Annotated in this window: 23 protein-coding genes; 10 read left to right on the forward strand and 13 right to left on the reverse strand. The window is 72.2% G+C overall.

What is annotated here, in order from left to right:
* Positions 1-41 precede the first annotated feature (41 nt).
* From HCN51_RS38015 to HCN51_RS38025, 3 genes are all read right to left on the reverse strand, one after another.
* The gene (locus tag HCN51_RS38015) at positions 42-1268 is read right to left on the reverse strand and encodes an acyltransferase family protein (RefSeq protein ID WP_168016688.1); all 1227 of its coding nucleotides are present in this window, start codon (positions 1266-1268) and stop codon (positions 42-44) included.
* 184 nt (positions 1269-1452) lie between these two features.
* Positions 1453-1944, reverse strand: a complete 492-nt coding sequence (locus tag HCN51_RS38020; RefSeq protein WP_168016690.1) for a GNAT family N-acetyltransferase — start codon at positions 1942-1944, stop codon at positions 1453-1455.
* Between the two features lie 10 nt (positions 1945-1954).
* Entirely contained in the window at positions 1955-2269 is a 315-nt protein-coding gene (locus HCN51_RS38025; protein ID WP_418115096.1) for an MmcQ/YjbR family DNA-binding protein, read from the reverse strand.
* 166 nt (positions 2270-2435) lie between these two features.
* Between HCN51_RS38025 and HCN51_RS38030 the strand changes: the two genes are divergently transcribed.
* The 3 genes from HCN51_RS38030 to HCN51_RS38040 are packed head-to-tail and all read left to right on the forward strand — an operon-like array spanning position 2436 to position 4407.
* The gene (locus HCN51_RS38030; protein WP_168016692.1) at positions 2436-3152 is read left to right on the forward strand and encodes a hypothetical protein; all 717 of its coding nucleotides are present in this window, start codon (positions 2436-2438) and stop codon (positions 3150-3152) included.
* Positions 3047-3715 carry a DUF4166 domain-containing protein gene (locus HCN51_RS38035; protein ID WP_168016694.1) on the forward strand — a complete coding sequence of 223 codons (669 nt, stop codon included), beginning with the start codon at positions 3047-3049 and terminating at the stop codon, positions 3713-3715. The genes HCN51_RS38030 and HCN51_RS38035 overlap by 106 nt, the downstream gene beginning before the upstream one ends.
* 47 nt (positions 3716-3762) lie before the next feature.
* Complete coding sequence (locus HCN51_RS38040; RefSeq protein WP_168016696.1) at positions 3763-4407, forward strand: TetR family transcriptional regulator; 645 nt, start codon at positions 3763-3765, stop codon at positions 4405-4407.
* 51 nt (positions 4408-4458) lie between these two features.
* Here the strand turns inward: HCN51_RS38040 and HCN51_RS38045 are convergent, their stop codons facing one another.
* Positions 4459-7197, reverse strand: a complete 2739-nt coding sequence (locus HCN51_RS38045; RefSeq protein ID WP_168016698.1) for a WD40 repeat domain-containing protein — start codon at positions 7195-7197, stop codon at positions 4459-4461.
* A gap of 151 nt (positions 7198-7348) precedes the next feature.
* Here HCN51_RS38045 and HCN51_RS38050 point away from each other — a divergent pair, with 151 nt between their 5' ends.
* On the forward strand, positions 7349-7960 hold the full coding sequence (locus HCN51_RS38050; protein WP_168016700.1) for a dihydrofolate reductase family protein: 612 nt from the start codon (positions 7349-7351) through the stop codon (positions 7958-7960).
* Here the strand turns inward: HCN51_RS38050 and HCN51_RS38055 are convergent.
* Positions 7929-9320, reverse strand: coding sequence for an MFS transporter (locus HCN51_RS38055; protein ID WP_168016702.1), 1392 nt, complete (start codon positions 9318-9320; stop codon positions 7929-7931). The genes HCN51_RS38050 and HCN51_RS38055 overlap by 32 nt on opposite strands.
* Positions 9321-9400: 80 nt before the next feature.
* Here HCN51_RS38055 and HCN51_RS38060 point away from each other — a divergent pair, with 80 nt between their 5' ends.
* Positions 9401-10294: an MmyB family transcriptional regulator gene (locus tag HCN51_RS38060; protein WP_168016704.1), complete on the forward strand. Its 894-nt coding sequence runs from the start codon at positions 9401-9403 to the stop codon at positions 10292-10294.
* Positions 10291-10977 carry an NADPH-dependent F420 reductase gene (locus HCN51_RS38065; RefSeq protein ID WP_168016706.1) on the forward strand — a complete coding sequence of 229 codons (687 nt, stop codon included), beginning with the start codon at positions 10291-10293 and terminating at the stop codon, positions 10975-10977. Before HCN51_RS38060 ends, HCN51_RS38065 begins: the two co-directional genes overlap by 4 nt.
* Here HCN51_RS38065 and HCN51_RS38070 read toward each other — a convergent pair.
* A complete protein-coding gene (locus HCN51_RS38070) occupies positions 10968-11846 on the reverse strand; it encodes an NAD-dependent epimerase/dehydratase family protein (RefSeq protein WP_168016708.1) in 879 nt (292 codons plus the stop codon). The genes HCN51_RS38065 and HCN51_RS38070 overlap by 10 nt on opposite strands.
* Before the next feature lie 106 nt (positions 11847-11952).
* Between HCN51_RS38070 and HCN51_RS38075 the strand changes: the two genes are divergently transcribed.
* Positions 11953-12810 (forward strand): helix-turn-helix transcriptional regulator, encoded by an 858-nt coding sequence (locus HCN51_RS38075; RefSeq protein ID WP_168016710.1) that lies wholly within the window; start codon positions 11953-11955, stop codon positions 12808-12810.
* Here the strand turns inward: HCN51_RS38075 and HCN51_RS38080 are convergent.
* The 4 genes from HCN51_RS38080 to HCN51_RS38095 all read right to left on the reverse strand — a co-directional run bounded on the left by HCN51_RS38080 (position 12780) and on the right by HCN51_RS38095 (position 16413).
* Complete coding sequence (locus HCN51_RS38080; protein ID WP_168016712.1) at positions 12780-13913, reverse strand: hypothetical protein; 1134 nt, start codon at positions 13911-13913, stop codon at positions 12780-12782. The two genes, HCN51_RS38075 and HCN51_RS38080, sit on opposite strands and share 31 nt — an antisense overlap.
* A gap of 72 nt (positions 13914-13985) precedes the next feature.
* The gene (locus HCN51_RS38085; protein WP_168016714.1) at positions 13986-15314 is read right to left on the reverse strand and encodes a hypothetical protein; all 1329 of its coding nucleotides are present in this window, start codon (positions 15312-15314) and stop codon (positions 13986-13988) included.
* On the reverse strand, positions 15311-15802 hold the full coding sequence (locus tag HCN51_RS38090; protein ID WP_168016716.1) for a SigE family RNA polymerase sigma factor: 492 nt from the start codon (positions 15800-15802) through the stop codon (positions 15311-15313). Before HCN51_RS38090 ends, HCN51_RS38085 begins: the two co-directional genes overlap by 4 nt.
* 89 nt (positions 15803-15891) lie before the next feature.
* On the reverse strand, positions 15892-16413 hold the full coding sequence (locus HCN51_RS38095) for a hypothetical protein (protein WP_168016718.1): 522 nt from the start codon (positions 16411-16413) through the stop codon (positions 15892-15894).
* Between the two features lie 428 nt (positions 16414-16841).
* Between HCN51_RS38095 and HCN51_RS38100 the strand changes: the two genes are divergently transcribed.
* The gene (locus HCN51_RS38100; RefSeq protein WP_168016720.1) at positions 16842-17408 is read left to right on the forward strand and encodes a sigma-70 family RNA polymerase sigma factor; all 567 of its coding nucleotides are present in this window, start codon (positions 16842-16844) and stop codon (positions 17406-17408) included.
* Positions 17401-18591 (forward strand): CU044_5270 family protein, encoded by a 1191-nt coding sequence (locus tag HCN51_RS38105; RefSeq protein WP_168016722.1) that lies wholly within the window; start codon positions 17401-17403, stop codon positions 18589-18591. The genes HCN51_RS38100 and HCN51_RS38105 overlap by 8 nt, the downstream gene beginning before the upstream one ends.
* Before the next feature lie 160 nt (positions 18592-18751).
* Here HCN51_RS38105 and HCN51_RS38110 read toward each other — a convergent pair whose 3' ends face one another.
* Both HCN51_RS38110 and msrA read right to left on the reverse strand, forming a co-directional pair.
* Positions 18752-18940, reverse strand: a complete 189-nt coding sequence (locus HCN51_RS38110; RefSeq protein WP_168016724.1) for a hypothetical protein — start codon at positions 18938-18940, stop codon at positions 18752-18754.
* A 111-nt stretch (positions 18941-19051) separates the two neighbouring features.
* Entirely contained in the window at positions 19052-19714 is a 663-nt protein-coding gene (msrA, locus tag HCN51_RS38115; protein WP_168016726.1) for a peptide-methionine (S)-S-oxide reductase MsrA, read from the reverse strand.
* Positions 19715-19836: 122 nt separating this feature from the next.
* Here msrA and rarD point away from each other — a divergent pair, with 122 nt between their 5' ends.
* Positions 19837-20763 carry an EamA family transporter RarD gene (rarD, locus tag HCN51_RS38120; protein ID WP_168016728.1) on the forward strand — a complete coding sequence of 309 codons (927 nt, stop codon included), beginning with the start codon at positions 19837-19839 and terminating at the stop codon, positions 20761-20763.
* A 12-nt stretch (positions 20764-20775) separates the two neighbouring features.
* On the opposite strand, the gene HCN51_RS38125 is transcribed toward rarD, so the two are convergent.
* The gene (locus HCN51_RS38125) at positions 20776-21765 is read right to left on the reverse strand and encodes a polyprenyl synthetase family protein (protein WP_168016731.1); all 990 of its coding nucleotides are present in this window, start codon (positions 21763-21765) and stop codon (positions 20776-20778) included.
* Positions 21766-21779 lie beyond the last annotated feature (14 nt).

Raw genomic sequence — 21779 nt, forward strand, 5'->3', positions numbered from 1 at the left:
TGATCAGCCCGTGACCGCGGGCGGTTCCTCCCCTGGCCCGATCAGCTCGTGGCCGCCGGCGGCTCCTCGACGGGCTCCGGCGAGCTTGGGGCGCGGCGGCCGAGCCGCCCGTACCGCGACTGTCCGCGCCGCGCCCACCACTCCCGCAGCGCCGCACGCAACGCCGGGCCGCTGCGGTGCCGCTGGAACGGCAGCTCGAACACCGCCGCGAACCCCCGCGCGAACAGGACCGACGCGGGCACCGCGACCGCCAGCAGCACCAGGAGCCGCCCCACGCCCGGCGCCACGTGCGGAGAGACGACGAAGTGGGCGAGCGCGACCACGATGGGCGCGTGCACCAGGTAGAGGCTGTAGGAGAAGGAGCCGAGCGTGCGCACCGGCCGGGTGTCCAGCAGCCGCACCAGCGGGCGCGGCCGGCCCTGGGCGACGGCCGCGAGCAGCAGCGCGGCGGCCGGGGCCAGCGCCAGGTCCACCCAGAAGAGGTTGAACACCGTCCACGTCGAGCCCCGCACGGCGATCAGCACGAGCACCGGCGCGCCCGCCAGCGCCGCCAGCCAGTGCAGCGGCGCGCGCACCCGGGCCCGCACCACGCCCGCCGCGAGCACGCCCGCCGCGAACAGCACGGCGAACTGCGGGGTCAGACGCATGAGCAGGCCCACCGCCGGGACGAGCGGAGCCAGCACCCCCACGGCCACGACCACGACGGCGACCAGGGCCACCATCACCCACGCGCCCAGCCGGCGGACCATCAGCAGCAGGAGCGGGAAGACGAGGTAGAGCTGCGCCTCAATAGCGATGGACCACAGGGCGCCGTTGGGGCTGGGCGAGCCGAAGACGTCCTGCAGCAGCAGCCCGAAGACGACGACGCTCTTGCCGGTGGGCACCGCCTCGCCCGGCTGCGGGACCGCCAGCCACGCGACCAGGAGGCTGAAGGCCAGCGCGGCCCAGTACGGCGGCAGGATGCGCCAGGCGCGGCGCTGCGCGAAGCGGCGCACCCCGCCGAGCCGCCACCCGGACCGGGCCGGGGAGACGGCCAGCGAGAAGCCCGACAACGCGATGAACAGGACGACGGCGAAGTGCCCGTACAGCAGCCAGCTCGCCCACCAGGGCCCCGTGTCGGCGGGGAAGCCGGGGAAGGACAGCAGCCGGCAGTGGTGCAGGACCACGAAGAGCGCGGCCAGGCCCCGGATGCCGTCGAGGCCGTCCAAGCGGGAGCGGGCCCTGGTGCCCGCCGGAGCGTTCGCGGTCGTGCTCGCCGTCGCGTCCATCCCCACCCCCGCCTTCGGCGCCGACGTGGATATATCGGGGCGCACCCGGCGGGCGTAACAGACATATCTCCAGTAACGGCGCCGAGTTTGGAACGGTGCAGGCCGGAGGGCGAGAAGCGGCCCCAGCCGGCAGGCGGGAAGCGGCCCCAGCCTGGCGGGCGGGAGGCGGTGCGGGCCCGAATGCTCAGTCGGTGGCGAGGCGGGCGTGGCGCTCCACGTCGTAGCGGACGCCCGCGTAGCAGAGCTTGCCCCGCTCGATGCCCTCCGGCAGGAATCCGGCCTTGGTGGCGACCCGGCACGAGGCCGGGTTGTCGGCGCGGTGCCCGAGCTCCAGCCGGTAGAGGCCGCGCTCGTCGAACGCCCATCGCGCCACCAGCCGGGTGGCCGCCACCGCGACGCCCCGCCCCCTGGCCTCGGGCACCACCCAGTAGGACACCGAGCCGTTGCCGTGGCCGTCGACCTTGGTCACGGCGACGTTGCCGACGACCCGCTCGTCGTGGAGCACGGCGAAGGCGTGACCGGCCCCGGCCCAGGAGGCGATCCAGCCGGAGGCGTCCTTGAGCGTGACGACGGGCCAGGGCGCCTGCGGCCGCAGGTCGGGGGCCTGGAAGGCACGCAGCACAACGGGCGCGTCGGCCTCCTGCCACTCGCGCAGCCGGACGTTAGGAGGGGTCACATTGCGGAGATTACCCGGATTGCACCTTCTTCCCGATCGGGTGGGTCGCCTCGAAGTCGGCCACGAGCTGCTTGGGCGCCGTCAGGCACCACGCCTCGGCCATCAGCTCGAACAGCTCCTCCGCGTCGATGCGGTCGAGGTGCACCACCACCCAGCCGAACCGCCCGGCGGTGAACTGCACCTCGAACACCTCGGGCCGCTCGCTGACCAGTGCGATCTGCTCCTCGATCGTCGCCTTCAGCCCGACGGTCTCGGTGGCCTCCCAGAGGTAGCCGAACCCCTTGTCGTGCACCTTGAGGCCGATCCACTCGCCGCCGTGGCTCATCCGCACGTCGGGCAGCTCGTCCAGCAGCTTCAGGAACTCATCGACGGTGACACCCATGCCCGCCTGTGTACCAGACGCGACCGACACTTCCCGCCTCTTGAGCGATCGCTCAAATCGCCTTATATTCGACTTGAGCGACCGCTCAAATCGGACATCGTGAGGGGTCATGCGGCTGTACATCGAGATCCTGATCAGGGCCGACATGGAGGCGCTGTGGCAGGCCACCCAGGACCCGGCCCTGCACACCCGCTGGGACCTGCGCTTCGGCCACATCCACCCTCTTCCGGAGGACCCCGGGGCGTTCCGCTACGCGACGCTCGGCATCAGCGGCACCGGCGTCAGCACCGGGAACCGGCACGCCGCCGACGGCACCCGCACCTCGGCGCTCCGCTTCGGCTCCACCCACCCGCTCTCCCCCATCCGCGCGGGCTCCGGCTACTGGCGCTACGTCCCGACGGCGGCCGGCATCCGCTTCCTCACCTCCTACGGCTACCGCCCCCACGTGCTGCCGCCCCGGCTCATGTGGTGGGCCACGGCCTGGTCGTTCGACCGGCTGCGCCTGTGGCTGGAGACCGGCAGGTCCCCCGCCCGCACCCTCCTCCAGGCCCTGGCGGAAGCGGCCGGCCGGACGGCCGCCGTCGCGCTCGCCGCCTGGACGCTCGGGCCGCTGCCCGCCGCGGCCGTGGCGGCGCTCGCCGTCGCCCTGCCGCCCCTGCCAGGCACCCCGGCGGCCCGCCGGTGCCTGCGCCACCCCGACAGAGCTCTCAAGGAGCGACCATGCCCTCGATCTTCCAGCGCGCGCTCGGCCCCGACTTCGACCGCCTCCACCCGCAGCTCCAGCGCCGCTTCGGCGTCGGGCTCGACAGCGGCGAGGCGTGCGTAGGCCAGGGCGTCATGGACCGGGTCTGGAACGCCGGCCCCGCCGTCCGCCCGTTCCTGTCGCTGGGCAGCCTCAGGAACATCCTGGTCACCGACACCGGCCGCGACGTGCCGTTCCGCATCGAGAACTACCCGTACGCCGACTCCTACGGCCGCGAGACCGTCACGTTCGTGCGCACCTTCCCCCGCAGCCGCTTCGACGCGACCATGATCTACGACCCGGCCGGCGCCCGCGTCGTGGACTACCTGGGCACCCACCAGCACCTCGCCACCCCGCTCACCCTCTCGGTCGACGACCGGGGCGGCCTGGCCATCCGCTCAGGCCCGCTCCGCCTCCTGGAGGGCCCGCTCGCCGTCCGCGTCCCGGCCGCCGCCACCGGCACCGCCCTGGTCACCGAGCAGTACGACGACCGGGCCGGCCGCTTCAGGATCGCCGTCACCGTCTCGAACCCGCTGCTCGGCCGGATCTTCGGCTACTGGGGCAGCTTCACCGTCTCGTACGTGGACGTCGCCAGCCACGGCGTTCCCGCTAGCGTGAGGCCCAGGCGGGAGGTGGCCCGCCTCTGACCCCGTACCTCTGAACCCCGTACCTCTGAACCTCGCAAGGGAGCCCGGTGGCCGACACACGGACGAAGCTGCTCGACGCGGCGCTGGAGACGCTCAAGAAGCAGGGCATGGCCGGCGCCTCCGCGCGGACGATCGCCGCGGCCGCGGGCGTCAACCAGGCCCTCGTCTTCTACCACTTCGGCAGCGTCGACCAGCTCCTCGCCGCCGCCTGCGAGCACGGCTCGCAGCAGCGCATCCCCCTCTACCGCGACCGCTTCGCCGCCGTCACCTCGCTGCGCGAGCTGCTCGACCTCGGCCGCGAGCTGCACGCGGAGGAGCGTACGGCGGGCAGCGTCGCGGCGCTGGCCCAGCTCCTGGCGGGCGGCCAGAGCGACGAGAAGCTGGCCGCCGCCGTCGTGAAGGGCCTCGACCTGTGGACGGCCGAGGTGGAGCAGGCGCTGGGGCGGGTGCTGGCGGCCTCGCCGCTGGCGGAGTTCGTGGACGTGAGCGGGCTGGCCAAGGCGGTCTCGGCCGCGTTCGTGGGGCTGGAGCTGTACGAGGGCGTGGACGCCGACGGCGCGGCCCAGGCCCTCGACGCGCTGGAGGAGCTGGCCGCGCTCGTCGCCGTCCTGGACGAGCTGGGGCCCGTGCTGCGCAGGACCGTGCGGGCCAGGCTCACCCGCAGCCTCGGGCCGCGCCGCCGCGACCAGTGAAGGGCTCGCCCGGATCGCTGAAGGAGTCGCCCGGATCGCTGAAGGACCGGCTCACCACGGCTCGACGTCGAGGCCGGTGACGGTGATCCAGATGGCGCGGAAGGCGTGGCCGGCCTGCCCGTTGAGGTCGTCGGCCGGCAAGCGCCTGATGAGGTCCAGCGCGGCCCCGAGATGGCCGCACTCGGCCGCCTGCACGGCCAGCAGCTGCGTCGGGTGCTCGCGCTGCGACCTGGGTGTCTTCCGCAGCGTCGCGTAGGCGTCGATCAGCGCGGCCAGCTCCCCCTCGCTGGGACGCGGGCGGGCCGGGTCGCGCCTGGCGTTCGCCTCGGCCTGGGCGAGCTGGTCCTCGTACGCGTACCCGTCGCCGTAGACGTGCGCCCACTCGCGCAGCAGGTCCGGGCGGCCCAGGCGGGCGAGCACCTCCACCGCCTCCCATCCGTCGAACCAGCCCTGCGCCTGCCACTCCTCCGCCGCCGGGTCGCGCAGCGTGATGATCTCGCGGGCCAGGTGGTCGCGGTGGGTGAGGATCAGGTAGGCCAGCAGCGGCACGCTGGAGAAGACGGTGGGCGTGCCGCCGTCCAGCAGCAGGGCGCGGCCCTCGCTCTCCCGCCCGCACTCGATGAGCGCCCACGCCACCGCCAGGCGGTGCTCGCCGGGGTTCGTCTCGGGCTCGATGGCGGCGCGGGCGCGCTCGAACCAGGCGTCGGCGCGCGGGTCCCCCATGGCCGCGTACGCGCCGGCCACGGACGCGGCCACGAACGCCACGTTGTACTCGTCGAGCGCCGCCTCGGCCCGGGACTCGTCACCGTCGAAGAACGTGCGGGCCTCGTCGCGGCGCCCGGCGGCGGCCAGGATCGTCGCCACGTCGGCCCCTCCCCGTACCCGGTCGGCCGGGGTGGGGATCTCGTCGAGCAGGGCCCGCGCGCCGGCGGGGTCGCCCAGGCGGGCCTTGAGCCGGGCCGCGTGCCGCAGGTTGCGGCTCAGGTGATAGTCCCAGCCGCTCGCGAGCGGCCGGACCGAGGCGAGGGCGAGTTGGAAGAGGTCCTCCAGCGTGACGGTGTTCGGGGGCGGCCAGTCCTCGTCGGCGGGCGGGGTGTGGCCGCGGAACGGCTCCAGGTACGCGCGCAGCGGCGGGCCGAACCGCTCGGCGGCGGTGGCGGCGTCCGGGGCGACGTCGAGCGGGCCCCAGCGGACCGGCCAGCCGAAGCGGCGCTGCACCGTCCAGGCGAGGGCGCCGTCGAGGGCGTGCGCCCGCTCGGGCGGGGCGATGACCTGGCCCTGCTCGAAGGCCACGGCCCACGTCTCGTCGTCGAGCGCGAACGTGGGGTCGGCGCTCGCCTCCTCGCCGACGCGTACCTCCTCACCGACGTCCTCGCCGTCGAGCTCCAGCGGGCGCGGCTCCGGCGGGGTGCGCAGGAACGCGAAGTCGCCCGTGATCCGGCCGTCGGCGGCCTGGAAGAAGCGCAGGCAGGTGGGCCCGACCAGGGCGATCACGCCGTCGGCGCCCCACACGACGCCGGCCGCGCCCGCCGGCGCCTCGACGGCGCCCACCCGGGACGGCACGTCCCCGAGGCTCCAGACCTCGACCTGCCCGTGGGCGGTCAGCGCCGCCGCGTGCAGCCCGTCCGGCGACCACGCCCACGCGGCGCCGTCGTAGTCGGGGTCGACCCACCGCAGCGCCACGTCCACGTCGTAGCGGTGCCGGCCCTGGTCGTGGATGGTGACGTGGGGGCGGGCGTTCGCCTCGTTGCCGTCCGGCACGACGACCGCCAGCCGGGCGACGGGCCCGTACGAGCCCCAGCACAGCTCCGACGCGCCCGGATGCCCCGGCAGCTTCGCCACCGTCCACCCGGTCAAGGCGTCGCCGATCAGCAGCTGCCCGTGGAGCTGGTGTGCGAAGTACCGCTCGTCCCTGCTCCAGGAGGGGGCGTCGGCGCCGGTGCCCGCCTCGGCGAACCACAGGACCCGGCCGGAGTCCGCGTCGAGCGCGCAGACCCAGCCGTCCGCGCACCCGTGCAGCCGCCGCCCGTCGCGGGACCAGAAGACGTCGCGCAGGAACAGCTCGTCGTCGCCCAGCAGGGTCCTGACCGCGTCGGGCAGCGGCTCGGACAGCGGCGCCACCCCAAGGCCGCCCTCGTCCTCGTCGTCGTAGGTCCAGTAGACCTCGCCCTCGGTCAGCGGCGCGACGCACCCCTGCACCTCCTGCTCGGTGCCCGTCACGATGAAGGCGCGGGTGCCGTCGGGCGCGACCGCGAAGCCGGGCGGGCGCGAGTTGCCGTCCGTCACGTAAGCCTCGCCCAGCGGCTCCGGCTCCTCCCCGAACGGGTCCCACGCCCCCACACCGTTGGTGTTGTACGCCAGCGCGACCCGCCGCCCGTCGGCCGACCACTGGATCGTGCGCCTGTACCCGGGCCAGCCGACGCCGCCGGTGATCCCGTCGAGCACGTTGACGCACCGGGCGCCGGCCAGCTCCCAGACCTGCAGCATCCCGCCCTGCTCGTAGTCGTCGCCGCACCAGCTCCCGATGGCGAGGTAGCGCCCGCACGGGCTCAGCCCGTACCCGTTGATCTCGGCGGGGTGCCCGTCGGGGTGCCGCAGCACGGCGCCGAGCCCCTTGATCCGCTCGGTCGCGAGCCGGTGCGCCTCGGTGATCCCGTGGGTGCGCTCCAGCTCGGCGAGCGCGGCACGCAGGGGCGGGAGGTCGCGGGCCGGCTCGAACGCCGACCAGTCCGTGGCCTGCAACGCCGCCAGGAACGCGCCGGGATCGGCCGTAGGGTACGTGATCGCCATAGCGCGCGACCTTACTGAACTATCTGCGGATTGTCCGGAAATCTTGTGGATCACCGGTGACGCGGAAAAAAGTTCCGCCCGGCGTGTAGAAGCCGGGCGGGCGGCTCCGACCTGAGGGTGAAGCAACACCGGAGCCTCAGGAGGCAGTGAGATGAGCAGTGGGACCAGCAGGGTCGTTTGTGACATGGCGATGTCCCTCGACGGCTACGTGGCGGGCCCGCACCAGAGCCTGGAGCAGCCGTTCGGCGAGGGCGTGGGCGACCGGCTGCACCAGTGGATGTTCGACGAGGCCGAGGAGCACGCCGAGGTCATCGAGGGCATCACGGCGGCGGGGGCGTTCATCATGGGGCGCAACATGTTCAGCCCCGGCCGGGGCGCCTGGGACCTGGGCTGGACCGGCTGGTGGGGCGAGGAGCCGCCGTACCACGCGCCGGTCTTCGTGCTCACCCACCACGAGCGCGAGCCGCTGCCGATGCGGGGCGGCACCACGTTCCACTTCGTCACCGGCGGGATCGAGGCGGCGCTGGAGCGGGCCCGCGAGGCGGCCGGCGACCGGAACGTGGCCATCGCGGGCGGCGCCGCGACCGTGAACCAGTACCTGGCGGCGGGCCTCATCGACGAGCTGCGCCTGCACGTCGCGCCGGTGATCATCGGCAGGGGCGAGCGGCTGCTGCACGACGTCGGCGACATCACCCTCGAACCCGTCGCCGCCCCCACGGGCAGCCGCCTGGTCACCCACCTGACGTACCGGATCGTCCGGTAAGTGCGGCAGGCGTGCGGCGCGGGATCGCGGCCCCTGCCAGCAACCCCAGCAGTGCGATCCCCGCGGCGGTCAGGAACGCCCCGCGCAGCCCCGCCACCGTGGCCGCCGCCCCGCCGGCGCCGGGATCGGCCACGGCCACCAGCACGGCCAGCCCCACGCCGCTGCCCGCCTGCAGCACCGTGGACGACAGCCCGGACACGGCCCCCTGCTCGTGCCCGGCCACCCCGGTCGCGGCGAGGATGAACATGGTGGTGAACGACAGGCCGGCGCCGACCCCGAAGCCGACGGCCCCGGCGAGCAGGCCGAGGTACGTACCGTCCGCCGACAGGCTGAGCGCCAGCAGGCCCGTGCCGGCCACTCCCACGAGCACGCTGAGCAGCAGCGTGCCGCGCAGCCCGAGGCGCGGGATGAGCCGCTCGCCGAGCAGGTTCCCGGCCGTGATCCCGAGCGTCGGCCCGAGGAAGGCCAGGCCGGACTGCATGGCGTCGTAGCCGAGCACGTCCTGGAAGTGCAGGGTGAGGAAGTACGGGACGCACTGCAGCGTCATGCCGTAGACCAGGATGGCCGCGGCGGCGGCGCTGGTGTGCCGGTTGGCCAGCAGCCGCAGCGGCAGCAGCGGGCTGCGGCTGCGCGCCTCGATCCGGACGAACGCGACGAGCAGCGCCACCGCCGCCAGCAGCGGCACCAGCACGCCGGCGGAGCCCCACCCCCACTCGGCGCCGCGCGAGATGGCGAACACCAGCCCGGTCACGCCCGCCGTGCCAGTCAGCGCCCCCGGCAGGTCGAAGCCGCCCGCCCGCCTGGCCCCGTCGGGCGCCAGCACGCCGAACGCCGCCGCGACGGCCAGCGCGGCCAGCGGCACGTTCGCGAAGAAGACGGCCGGCCAGCCGAACGCGCCGGTCAGCACGCCGCCGAGCAGCGCCCCGACGCTCATCCCGCTGGCGCCGCACACCGCCCACACCGTCATCGCCCGGTTGCGGGCCCGCCCCTCCTCGAACATGGTGACCACCAGCGACAGCGTCGCCGGCATCAGCACCGCGCCGCCGAGCCCCTGCACCGCCCGCGCGCCGACCAGGAGCCCGGGCGTGCCGGCGAGCCCGCCGAGCAGCGAGGCGGCGCCGTACAAAAGCATGCCGAGCACGAACATGCGGCGGCGGCCCAGCAGGTCCGACAGCCGGCCGCCGAGCAGCAGGAAACCGCCGAACGGCACGGCGTACGCGCTGACCACCCACTGCAGGTCGTGTGAGGAGAAGCCGAGCGCGCGGCCGATCTCCGGCAGCGCGACGTAGACGATGGTGAAGTCCAAGGCAGTGATCATGCTGCCGAGACCCAGCAGCACAAGAGGGATGACCGATCTCATGCCGGACAGCCTGCTGACGGCCCGCGACCCCAGCCAGCCCCGTGCTCTGGGTAGCCAAACTTTGCCTAGGCTGGGCTGATGTGGATCGAAGCGTCGAGCTGAGCAGGTTCCTCAAGTCCCGCCGGGCCCGGCTGCGGCCCGAGGACGTCGGCGTCCCGTACCGCAGCAACGGGACCCGCCGGGTGCGCGGGCTGCGCCGGGAGGAGCTGGCGCTGCTCGCCGGCGTGAGCGTCACCCACTACACCCGCCTGGAGCAGGGCCACAGCCGGCACGTCTCCGCCGAGGTGCTGGACGCCATCGCCGACGTGCTGCGGCTCACCGGCGACGAGCGGTCGTACCTGCACGCGCTGGCCCACCCGGCGCACCGCTGCCGCGACTTGCCCCGCACGCCGGTCCGGCCGGGGCTGCAGCGGCTGCTCGACTCGCTCGTCCTCACGCCGGCCTTCGTGCTGGGCCGGCACGCCGACGTCGTGGCCTGGAACCGGCTCGCCGCCGCCGTCTTCGCCGACTTCGCCGCGATCCCCGACGAGCGCCGGACCATCGCCCACCTCATCTTCACCGACGAGGGCATCCGACGGCTGCACGGCCCGCGCTGGCCCCGCCTGGCCAGGGAGCACGTGGCCCAGCTCCGCATCCTAGCCGCCCGCTACCCGGCGAACCCGCAGGTCACCGCGCACGTCAACGCGCTGCGCCAGGAGAGCGCCGAGTTCCGCGACCTGTGGGAGGAGCACCACGTCGCCGCCGCCACGCACCGCGACTACGTGCTCGACCATCCCCTCGTCGGCGAGCTGCGGCTGTCGGCCGAGCTCGTCGCCCTGCCCGGCGACCCCGAGCTGCAGGGCATGGACATGTTCGCGGCCGAGGCCGGCTCGGAGTCGGAGGCCCGGCTGCGGCACCTCGCCGAGACCACCACCCGCCTGCCGTCGTCCGCGGAGGGAATTCCCCACTCCTCGCCGGGGTTGGGGCCGTCATGACGACAATCGCCTTCATCGGCAGCGGCAACATCGGCGGCACCGTCGCCCGGCTCTCCGTGCAGGCCGGCTACGACGTCGTGCTCAGCAACTCCAGGGGCCCCGAGACGCTCAAGGAGCTGGTCGACGAGCTCGGGCCCAAGGCCCGCGCGGCGACCCCGGCACAGGCGGCGGCGGCCGGCGACCTCGTCGTCGTCAGTATCCCGCTGCGGGCCTACCCCGACGTCCCGGTGGAACCGCTGGCCGGCAAGACCGTCCTCGACACCGGCAACTACTACCCGCAGCGCGACGGGGACATCCCTCAGCTCGCCGACGGGTCCACCACGTCGAGCGAGCTGCTGCAACAGCACCTCCCGACGTCGAAGGTCGTCAAGGTGTTCAACAACATCTACTCCGAGCACCTGCGGGCGCTGGCCCGCCCGGCGGGCGCCGACCGCACCGCCCTGCCCATCGCGGGCGACGACGCCGCCGCCAAGGAGGCGGTGACCGCGTTCCTCGACGCGATCGGGTACGACGCCGTGGACGCGGGCCCGCTCGCGGACTCGTGGCGCTTCCAGCCCGGCACGCCGGTGTACGGGAACCCGTACGCGGGAGGCAACCCGAACTTCTGGGAGTCGCCGGGCGTACCGGCCGGCACCACCGTCATCCGCGAAGCCCTCGACTCCGCCGAGCTCCGTCAACGATAAGAGCCGGCCGTCAGGTCCTCCAGCAGGGTGGGGCCGGCCGGCGCCCAGCCGAGCAGCCGCCTGGCCCGCGACGCGTCCATCGGCGCCGACCGGGTCAGCGCGACGGCCTGCTCCCCCATGGCCGCCACCGCCTGCTCCACCGTGAGCGAGATCGCCCGCGCGCCGGTCAGCTCCGCCACCGCCTCCGCGATCCGGCGGAGGGGCGTACGCTCGACCCCGGCCGCGTTGACGACGATCCCGGGGTCCGGGCGGTCCAGGATCGCCGTGTAGAGCGCGGCGAGATCATCCACGTGCACCGACGACCACTCGGCGGCACCTTCCCCGACGTAGGGCACCGTGCCGCTCTGCCGGCCTGCGCCGATGAGCCCCCGCAGCAGCCCCGACCCGCCCCTCCCGTGCACCAGGGACGCCCTGATCACCGCGCCCGCCACGTGCCCGGCCGCCAGCACCTGCCGCTCGCCCAGCACCTTGTACGGCTGCGACGACGTGGCCGGATCGACCGGATACCCCTCGTCCACGGTCTCCCCCTTGGTGTCCGGGTAGACCAGGCCGGTGCTGGTGTAGACGAACGTGCTCCCGTCGTGCATGCCGGCCAGCATCGCGGCCACCGCGCCCCGCTCGATCTCCCCCATCTCGGGGTGGAAGTAGTCGACGGCGGCATGTACGACCGCGTCGGCATCCCCAGCCGCCATACGCAGGGCCTCGTGATCCTGGAGGCCGCCGGCCACGGCCACGGCCCCCAGCCCCGCCACGCGCTCCCGCGCGCTCTCGGAGCGGGCCAGCGCCCTGACCTCGTGGCCGGCCTTGACCAGGTGCTCGGTGACGACGCCGCCGACATAGCCGCTCGCGCCGGTGATGAAGATCCGCATGGTTCCTCCTTCGTGGGGTGGCTTCAGGCTTCCGCCCGCCCGCCGGGGCAACCAGGGACCATGAGTCCTTGGGTAACACCTCACCCGCGGACATAGAGTCATTTCCATGGACAAGCACGCCCTCGGGGAGTTCCTGCGGAGCAGGCGCGAGCGCGTCAGCCCCTCCGACGTGGGCCTGCCGCAAGGGCGCCGCCGGCGTACCCCCGGTCTGCGCCGCGAGGAGGTCGCCCAGCTCGCGTACATCTCGGTCGACCACTACACCCGGCTGGAGCAGGCGCGCGGGCGGCACCCGTCACGGCGCGTCCTCGACGGCATCTCCCGCGCGCTGCGCCTGTCCGACCAGGAGCGGGCGCGGCTGTTCCAGCTCGCCGGGGAACGCGAGGAGAGCCCGGCCGCCGGCCCCGTCCGCGAGGTCGAGCCGAGCCTGCTGACCCTGCTCGGCCGCCTGACCGACGCCCCCGCCATCGTCGTGGACCCGACCTGCCGCGTCCTCGCCTGGAACCCGCTGGCGGCGGCCCTGTTCGAAGACTTCTCCGCCCTCGACGGCCAGGAGCGCAACGTCATCCGCCGCTACTTCCTCAACCCCGACCACCCCGACCGGCCGCGCTACGGCGTGCTCGAACCGGAGCGGTTCGTCGTCACGGCCGTCAGCTACCTGCGCATGGCCGTCACCCGCTACCCCGACGACCGCGAGCTGCGCGAGCTGGTGGACGAGCTGGTGGCCGGCAGCGCCGAGTTCGCCCGGATGTGGAACTCCCACGAGTTCCGCATCGACCGGCACCTGCGCCAGACCGTGCACCATCCACAGGCCGGGCCGATCGAGCTGGACTTCGACATCCTCACCGTGCCGGAGCAGGAGCAGCAGGTCGTCATCTTCACGGCCGAGCCGGGATCGGCGGCCCACCGGTCGCTCCAGCAGCTCGCCGGGGCTCCCTACCCGTACGCCTCCTCCGCCCGCTCGTAAGCGGCCACCCTGAGATCCAGGTCCCGCACGTAGGGGTCGTCCATGCTGCCCACCCCCGAGTCCAGGATGCGCTCCTGGACGTCCTGGAGGCGCCACTTCAGCTCGGTGTGGCTCTCGTCGGTGACGAGCAGGCCCGGCAGGCTCTCCTGGATCTGCTCCGGCACCAGGTCGTAGACGGCCATGAACTCGTCGTTCGCCTGCGCGAGGAAGCTGCGCGCCCGGCTGTCGGCCGTACCTCCCAGGTCCCAGAACTCCTCCCACCCGCCGCGATCCGGGTCCGCCATGGCCTCGAAGTTCCTGCGGCACCAGTCCACGATCTCCGCGAACCTCCTGCTCGCGCCCGCCAGCGCCCCCGTGACGGCGGCCAGGGCCGTCGCGTTGCCGTAGATCTGCCGCAACGCCGTCTGCGCGTTGTCGGCCGCCGCGCCGTGCCACGGGGCGTCCCGCAGGTCCTGCGCGCGCAACTGCAGCTTGTTCGCCAGCTCGACCAGCGCCTCGGCCATCCGCTCGTAGTCGTGCGGATCCCGGACGCCGCCGTGCCGCACCAGAGCCTCGATGTCCAGCTTCGCCTGGTCCGCGGTCATGTCGCCGACGCCGTAACCTCCCGCCCTCGACAACCTCAGGGACACCCTGCCGTTCGGGTAGAGCTCGCTCGGCCCGCGCACGCCCCGGCCGTCCGGGTGCAGCTCCTCGACCCGCTCGTGCAGCCGGTCGAGCGGCAGGTCGCCCAGCAGGGGCTGGTCCGCGAGCCGGTAGTTGGCCGCGGCCCGCTCGATCAGCAGGCCCGCCATGCCCGTCTCGGCGTACAGGTCGCTCCAGAACGACGCCACCGCGCGATCCGCGTCCGTGAGGATCGCGTGCAGCTCGCGGGGCAGGTCCCAGTGCAGGGCCGCCAGGTCGTAGTGCGTGGCGTCGCTGAAGGCGAAGTCGCCGGCGTGGACCGCCAGCTTCACCAGCCCGCCCGCGACGGACCGCACGCCGGCGCGGTGGATCTCGAATCCGCCCGCCTGCTCCAGGCCCAGCCCCGGCCAGTAGCCGGGAATCTCCGGGTTCGTCTCCCAGGTGGACCACTGGTCGGCGGGCGTCGGCTGGGGCTCGGACATCGAGGCTCCGATCTTCGCAGGGGGGTGCCCCACCCTACGAAGATCGTCCCCGTGCTCGCAACCTTCCCACGGTCAGCGGTCATGGATGACGAACCACTTGTCGCCGCGCTTGAAATACAGCATCTCCGAGTCCGTGTAGAGCGTCGGGGAGGCCTTGTGGTCGTCCTGCATCCACAGCCTGCCGGCCTTCGCCGTGGCCAGATCGAAGATCACCTGGGCCTTCCGCCCCCGCTCGTCGGTCTGGCCGATGGTCACGAAGCGGTCGGCCACGAGCGAGCGCGGGCTGTTGCCCGGCAGGTCCACGACCTGGCCGCCATCGCGGAGCATCGCCCGGTCGCCGCTGACAAGGCACCAGGTCACGTCGCACAGCGCCTGCGCGGGATCGTCGAGCCGCTCGCCGGTGCTCAGGTCGAGCAGCTCCGTCATGCCCCCCATCGGGGTGTCGGCGGACCGCCCCGCCCACGGCCAGCGGAAGAGCCGCAGCCCCTCCGTACCCGGGACGGCCGAAGGCTCGCCACCGGACAGCGGAACCTGGTGCACGCCGCCCGACTTGGTGGACGACCAGAAGACCTTGCCGTCCCCGACGGCCACGTCCACGCCGTACACGGTGTCGCCGTTCACCTTGTCCACATCCCGCTCGGCCTCGAACGAGACCACCCTGCGCGGAGGGCCGCCCGTCACGGGGACCGCCATGATGTCGATGGTCCGCTTCGCGTACTTGAACCAGACGATCACCCCCTCACCCACCGCCGGCGACTCCACCGGCGCCACCGGATAGTCGAGGGTGGCCAGGCGCTGGAAGGTCCGCGACTCCAGGTGGTAGACCCACCATTCGGGCGCGGGATCGTAGCCCTTCTTCGACACGTATCCCAGCAGGGTGCGCTCGTCGATGAACGTCTTCGGCGTGAACGCCTCCCCGTTCCCGGCCTTCCGCGGCACCTCCGCGACCACCGACGGCAGCACCTGCTCCAGCGGCGGCGCGATCTCCTCCACGACCCGCCGGGTGGCGGGCTCGCGCCGCGTCGGCCGCGTGGTGGCGGTGGCCGGCGGCGTGTCGGCGGGCTGCGAGGTGCCGGCGGGCTGGGGCGTGTCGGCAGGCTGAGGTGTATGCGCAGGCTGAGGCGTACCGGCGGGCGGAGGTCCGGAGACCCACCGCGTCACCACCGCCGACCCCCAGATCACCAGCACGAGACCGGCGGCCACCGCGACCACCTGCACCAACCCACGACGCCCGCGCCACCCATGCCAGCCATGCCACCCACGAGGTCCACGCCACCCGCGCCACCCGCGACGCCGGGCCGGCGGCTGGGCCACCTCGCGCAGCAGCTCCGGCGGCACGGCCGGGATCCGCGCCTCCGCGCGGGCGAACGTACGGCGCAGCGCCTCTTCAACGTCGTTCATCGCCGGCTCCTCCCTGGGTGACGGTCCTGGCTGACGGTGTCGCGCAGCTTCTCCAAGGCCCGGGACGCCTGACTCCGCACCGTCCCAGGCGAGATGCCGAGCATCTCGGCGATCTCCGCATCCGGCCGGTCCTCGTAGTACCGCAGGACAAGCACCGCACGCTGACGCTTGGGCAGCTTGCCCAGCTCATCCCACAGATCCAGCGGCGACTCCGCCACCGCCTGCGGCGGCTCAGGCACCTCCCAAGCCAGCTGCTCCCGCCTGCGCCGCCGCCACACGGAAATGTGCAACCGGGTGATCGTCGTCTTCACGTAACTCTCTGGACTGTGCTTGCGCCGCACCCGCGGCCACGAGTCCCGCAACCGGATCACCGCATCCTGAACCAGGTCGGCGGCGTCGTGCGGGTTGCCGGTGAGCATGTAGGCGTAGCGGAACAACGCATCACCCCGGTTGGCCACGAAGTCCGCGAAATCCGGTGCGTCATCCACGAGTGGGGGTCCTCTCGTTCATCCCGACTGAGACGCTCCGGACCCCCGGGAATGTTGCATCCCCCGAAAACTCGCCGCCCCTGGGAACCTCAGCCGGCGCTGAACCCGCCGACGCACCGATAGCCGCGGGCATCCCAGCAGCCGTCAGCCGCCGACGCCACGATCTCCACGCCCTCGTCCCCCTCAACCGACACGTCGACGACCCGCTCCCCGACCTTCTTCCTCAGGTCGTACGCGTCACACCCGGCAGCGCAACCCCGGCTCCGCTCGGCGGCCGGCCGACTGCTCCACCCCGCCTGCACGAAGGCGTCTACGACGTTCTCCGGCTGCACACCATCAAGGGAGACATACACATAGGACCCGTACGTGGAGGAATCACAGTCATTCCAATCCCCCATGGCCCCACCCAGCCCCGCCTGGGCGAGAACGGGGCTCAACGCCTCCCGGACCAGGGCGTTCTCATGATCCGCCCGTTCCTGACACAACCCGCCACCGGCGGCCACTCCCAAGAACCCACACCCTGCGGAGAAGGCGACGACCAGGACGACGAGAACCAGGACAGGCCAGCGGTTTCCCATCGTCGCCCCCGCCGGATGCGACTTGATCACCACGCCAGTCAACCACGGACTCCCGCGGTTGAAACGCAGGATGGCTTCGTCTGCACAACCTAAGGCCGCGATGGCCGTGCCGGGTGACCGGCTGCCGATCGGATGGAAACCTCCAACCGGCCCTGGAACCAGTTCCTTGGACGGTACCTCGTCCGCACGAAAGTGATCGGCCGGCGTCCCGAGACCGCTTTCCCCTGGTCAACAGGCCGATGAGCAGGATTGCGCTGGGCCCTCGCCCGGCGTGACCCGAGCTTTCACCAGCGCCGCCCCACCCCGCCACAGCGCGCTCAGGCAACTGTGCAACCAGCCGCTCGACGAAGAGGAACGCAACCCGCGAGCGACCTTCGGGATAGAGGAGGTACATCAAGCACCTTGAACCCGGAGGAACCAATGACGAAGCGACACACCGCCCCGTGGCTACGGCCAGAGTGGTGAGTCGGCCGACGGAGAAGCTCGACGACGCAGAACTTGTCGCCGCCTCTTCGGAAGACCCTGAGGCATTCGGCGAGCTGTTCCACCGTCACGCACCGCGACTGCACGCCTACATCAAGCGTCGCCTTGGACGCACTCTGGCCGATGACATCGTGGCGGAAGCGTTCGCCACCGCGTTCCGGCAGCGGGAGCGGTTCGACGGGCGATCAGAGTTCGGCGCGTGGCTGTGGGGCATCGCCAGCAACTTGATCGCCAAGCACCATCGGCAGGAGACCCGTATGTTCAGGGCGTTCGCCCGTACGGGCGTGGACCCGGCCGAGGACGGCGTCGCCGAGCTGGTCAGCGATCGCATGGCCGCCGCGGCGCAGGGCCCTCACCTGGCGAAGGCCCTCGCCGCGCTGAGCTCCCAGGATCGCAGCGCCATTTTGTTGCTGGCCTGGGGCCAGCTGTCATACGCCGAGATCGCGGCGATCCTGAATCTGCCCCTCGGCACCGTCAAGGCCAAGATTCACCGTGCCCGGACGAAACTCCGCAAAGCCCTCCCGGGGGAGAACAACGATGGATGAACTCGACGCACTGCGGCAGATGCGGACGGCACTGGCCCAGGAGGAGGGCCCGGACCGGCTCGCCCTGCGTGCCGACTGGCGCTCTGATCCTCCGCCACGCTCCCGCCGCAGCTTCAGGGTTCCGATGGTGAGCATGATGGCGACGGCCGCCCTGGTCGCGGCGACCCTGGCCGCCGTCTCTCTGACATCGGATCGAGGCCGGCCGGTCCGTCTCGGCGAGAACGGGAAGCCACAGGCACCGGGCAACGCACTGCTGGTGGCCGCCGCCAATGTGGATAAAGGGTCGACCGGCAAGTACTGGCACATCACCCGGATCGCCGGGAAGATCTACGCGGTCGGCGAGAACGCGGCGGACCACTACAAGATCGAGTCGAGGATGCGGTACGACGACTGGACCGATCAGCACGGCAAGGCGTGCATCGCCGTCCAGGACTTGCCTGCCCGCCCGTGGACCGCCCGCGACAGGCAGAGCTGGCGGAAGGCGGGAGCTCCCATGAAGGTGCAGGTCGCGACCGTGGATGGGCCGGGCACCCTGTTCTTGGAGACTCCGAAAAGGAAGCAGTCGTGCCGCAGGGTGGACGATCGCCGGTTCTTCGGCATGACACCGCAACAGCTGGCTGCGCTGCCGACCCAACCCGAGCAGCTGGAGAACGCGCTGCTGGATCTCAAAGGCAATTGGGAAGCGTACGCTCCGAAAGTCACACGGCAACCTATGCGGGCCCTGCAAGGTGAAAAGCGTGTTCGGGCGCTGAGTGATGTGGCCGGCACGTTGCTGGCCGAGGCGCCCGTCCCGCCGGCGGTGCGGGCGGCCGCGTTCCGGATGCTCGCCACCCTGCCCGGCGTCAAGGCCGAGAGCAGGACGACCGACCCGTTGGGCCGTCCTGGAGTGGTGATCTCCCTGCCCGTGGAGACGACCATTCCCCTCGGCCTCTTCACCGCACCCAAGCAGCTCGGTAACTACCGGCGCCAGTGGATCATCGACCCTGACAACGGAACCTTGCTGGCCATGCGGGACCTCGTGGCGACGCCGCCGCACGGCTCCCGCGATCTCCCCCCAGGAGACGACGGCAAGCCCCGCCGCCTGACGACCGAGAGCCAGCCGGACCGTTTTCACGCGCCTGGCGAGGTATCCGAATACGAGACGTATGAGGTCGCCGAATGGACCGATGAGGCGCCGAGCTGAAATATCCGCGCCTCGGCCGGCCGCTCTCTGCGCCGTCCTCCTCCTGCATCCGCTTGCCGGTAGCCGCTCCCTCCAGACCTAGAGAGACCACCCTCCAGGTCTGGAGGATCGGATAGAGGCACAGCAGCCGACTGACCAGGTATCTAGTGCCTAAAGGCTCCTAACCTCGCCGGGCTCCTTCGGGCCAGATCACCCGCACGGACACCCCCTGCCGCCGAGCCTCGGCCACCACGTCAGCAGTGCCGCCATAGCCTCGGGCGGGCTGCCCGTCCCAGACGGCGAACAACACGTCGGCGTCGTCCAGCATCCGCGCGCCGGCCGCCATAGGCGACTCCGCGGTGGACTCCACAGAGTCCGACCTGTGAGTCCGGACCGCCCGCCCCAGCATTTCGTCGTACGCAGCCTGGCACTCGCCCGGTAGCCCATCCCGATGGGCCAGGAGCTAGCGATCTCCGCAGGTCTACGCCTCGCCGGACGTCAAACCGGCCGGGCAGGCCACTCCGGTGCCGCCGATGCCGCAGTACCCGTTCGGGACCTTGAACAAGTACTGCTGGTGATACTCCTCCGCATAGTAGAACGGGCCGGCCGACGCTATCTCCGTGGTGATGTCGCCGTAGCCGGCCGTCTTCAACACCCGCTGGTAGGCGTCGCGTGAAGTCTCCGCGGCCTTCTGCTGCTCCGGGGAGTGGTAGTAGATGGCTGAGCGGTACTGGGTGCCGACGTCGTTGCCCTGGCGCATGCCCTGGGTGGGGTCGTGGGACTCCCAGAAGAGCTTCAGGAGCTCCTCGTACGAGACCTGCGCGGGGTCGTAGACGACGCGGACGGCCTCCGTGTGGCCGGTCTGGCCGGTGCAGACCTCCTCGTACGTCGGGTTGGCCGTGTAGCCGCCCTGGTAGCCGACGGCGGTGGTGTAGACGCCGGGGGTCTGCCAGAACTTGCGCTCGGCGCCCCAGAAGCAGCCGAGGCCGAAGTCGGCGATCTCCAGTCCGTCCGGGTAGGGAGGCGCGAGGGGGGCGTCGAGGACGGCGTGGCGGGCCGGGACGGGGATGGGGTCGGGGCGGCCGGGGAGGGCGTCCTCGGGTCGGACCATCGATGTCTTGTTGCCGCCGAACAGCCAGCCCATAGCGCTACCTCCATAGGTCGTGATCCAGCCTACACACGCCACAACACTTAAGGATGTCTACACATTTCCGCTTAGTGCACGAAATTTGTGTTTAAAGGTGGTAAGGGGTGACAATCGGGGACATGCCTGACCTTCGGCGTGGCGTGTTCTACGGGATCGCCGCCTACACCATGTGGGGGCTGTTCCCCCTCTACTGGCCCCTGCTGAAGCCCTCCGGGGCCGTCGAGATCCTCGCCCACCGGATGGTGTGGTCGCTGGTGGTCGTCGCCGTCGCGCTGGCCGTGCGCCGGCACTGGTCGTGGGTGAAGACGATCGTGCGCCAGCCGGCCAAGCTGGCCCTGCTGACCGTCGCCGCCATCGTCGTGACCGTCAACTGGGGCACCTACATCTACGCCGTCAACACCGGCCACGTCGTGGAGAGCGCCCTCGGCTACTTCATCAACCCGCTGGTCAACGTGCTGTTCGGGGTGGTGCTGCTGCGGGAGCGGCTGCGGGTGCTGCAGTGGGTGGCGGTCGGGTTCGGGGCGCTGGCGGTGCTGGTGCTGACGCTCGACTACGGGCGCCTGCCGTGGATCGCGCTGACGCTGGCGTTCAGCTTCGGCATCTACGGGCTGGTCAAGAAGCGGGCGAACGTGGCGGCGACGGAGAGCCTGGCGGTCGAGACGCTGGTGCTGCTGCTGCCCGCCCTCGGCTATCTCGCGTATCTCCAGGTGACGGGCGGGTCGACGTTCGGCACGCAGGGGCCGGGGCACATCGCGCTGCTGGTGGGCGCCGGGGTCATCACGGCGCTGCCGTTGCTCTGCTTCGGGGCGGCGGCGATCAGGGTGCCGCTGAGCACGATCGGGCTGCTGCAGTACATCGCGCCGATCCTGCAGATGGTGTGCGGGGTGGTGATCGCGAAGGAGGTCATGCCGCCGAGCCGGTGGATCGGCTTCTCGATCGTGTGGCTGGCGCTGGTCATCTTCACGTACGACAGCCTGCGGGCGGCACGGAGGACCCGTACCGCCCGTAAGGCGGCGGTGCTTCAGCCGGAGCGCTCGGCCACGTAGTCGCGCGGTGCTTCAGCCGGAGCGTTCGACCACGTAGTCGCAGAGCGCCAGGAACGCGTCCTTGGCCGGGATGTCGGGCAGGCCCGAGATGTCGGCGCGGGCGCGGTCGATCCAGGCCACCAGCTCGGCGCGGGCCCGCGCCATGCCGGGGTGGGCGCGCAGCAGCGTGAGCGCCTCCTCCACGTCCTGCTCGGCCACGGGGCCGGACAGCAGGGCGGTCAGGCGCGGGGAGTCTCCGGCGGCCAGCGCGTACAGGACGGGGAGGGTCTTGATGCCCTCGCGCAGGTCGGTGCCGGGCGTCTTGCCGGACTGGGCGCCGCTGGAGGCGACGTCGAGCAGGTCGTCGCCGAGCTGCCAGGCCACCCCGATGGCCTCGCAGGCGCGGCTGAGGCGCTCCTCCACGTCCGCCGGCGCGCCCGACAGCAGCGCGCCGAAGCGGCCGGAGGCGGCGATGAGGGAGCCCGTCTTGTCGGCCAGGACGCCGAGGTAGTGGGCGATCGGGTCTTCGTCGTCGCGGGGGCCGATCGTCTCGCGGATCTGGCCCTGGACCAGGCGGGAGAACGTCTGCGCCTGGATGCGGATCAGCTCGGGCCCGAGGTCGGCCAGCAGGTCGGACGCCTGGGCGAACAGGTAGTCGCCGGTGAGGATGGCCACGGTGTTGTCCCACCGGGCGTTCGCGGACGGGGAGCCCCGGCGGACCGGGGCCTCGTCCATGACGTCGTCGTGGTAGAGCGAGCCGAGGTGGGTCAGCTCGATGACCACGGCGCCGGGCACGACACCCGGCGCCGACGGGTCGCCGAACTGGGCGGCGAGCAGCACCATGAGCGTACGGAACCGCTTGCCGCCCGCCTCGATGAGGTGCTTCGACACCTCCGTGACGAAGGCGTCGTCGCTCTCGACCGACGAGCGCAGGAGCTTCTCGACCGCGGCCAGGCCGTTGGCCACGTCCTGCGCCAACCGCTCGTCCGCAATGGGAAGGTCAACCACGGGAGGCGCAGACATACGAGATCCCCTTG

Origin of the sequence: Nonomuraea composti, assembly GCF_012034275.1 — a bacterium.
Lineage (GTDB): Bacteria > Actinomycetota > Actinomycetes > Streptosporangiales > Streptosporangiaceae > Nonomuraea > Nonomuraea composti.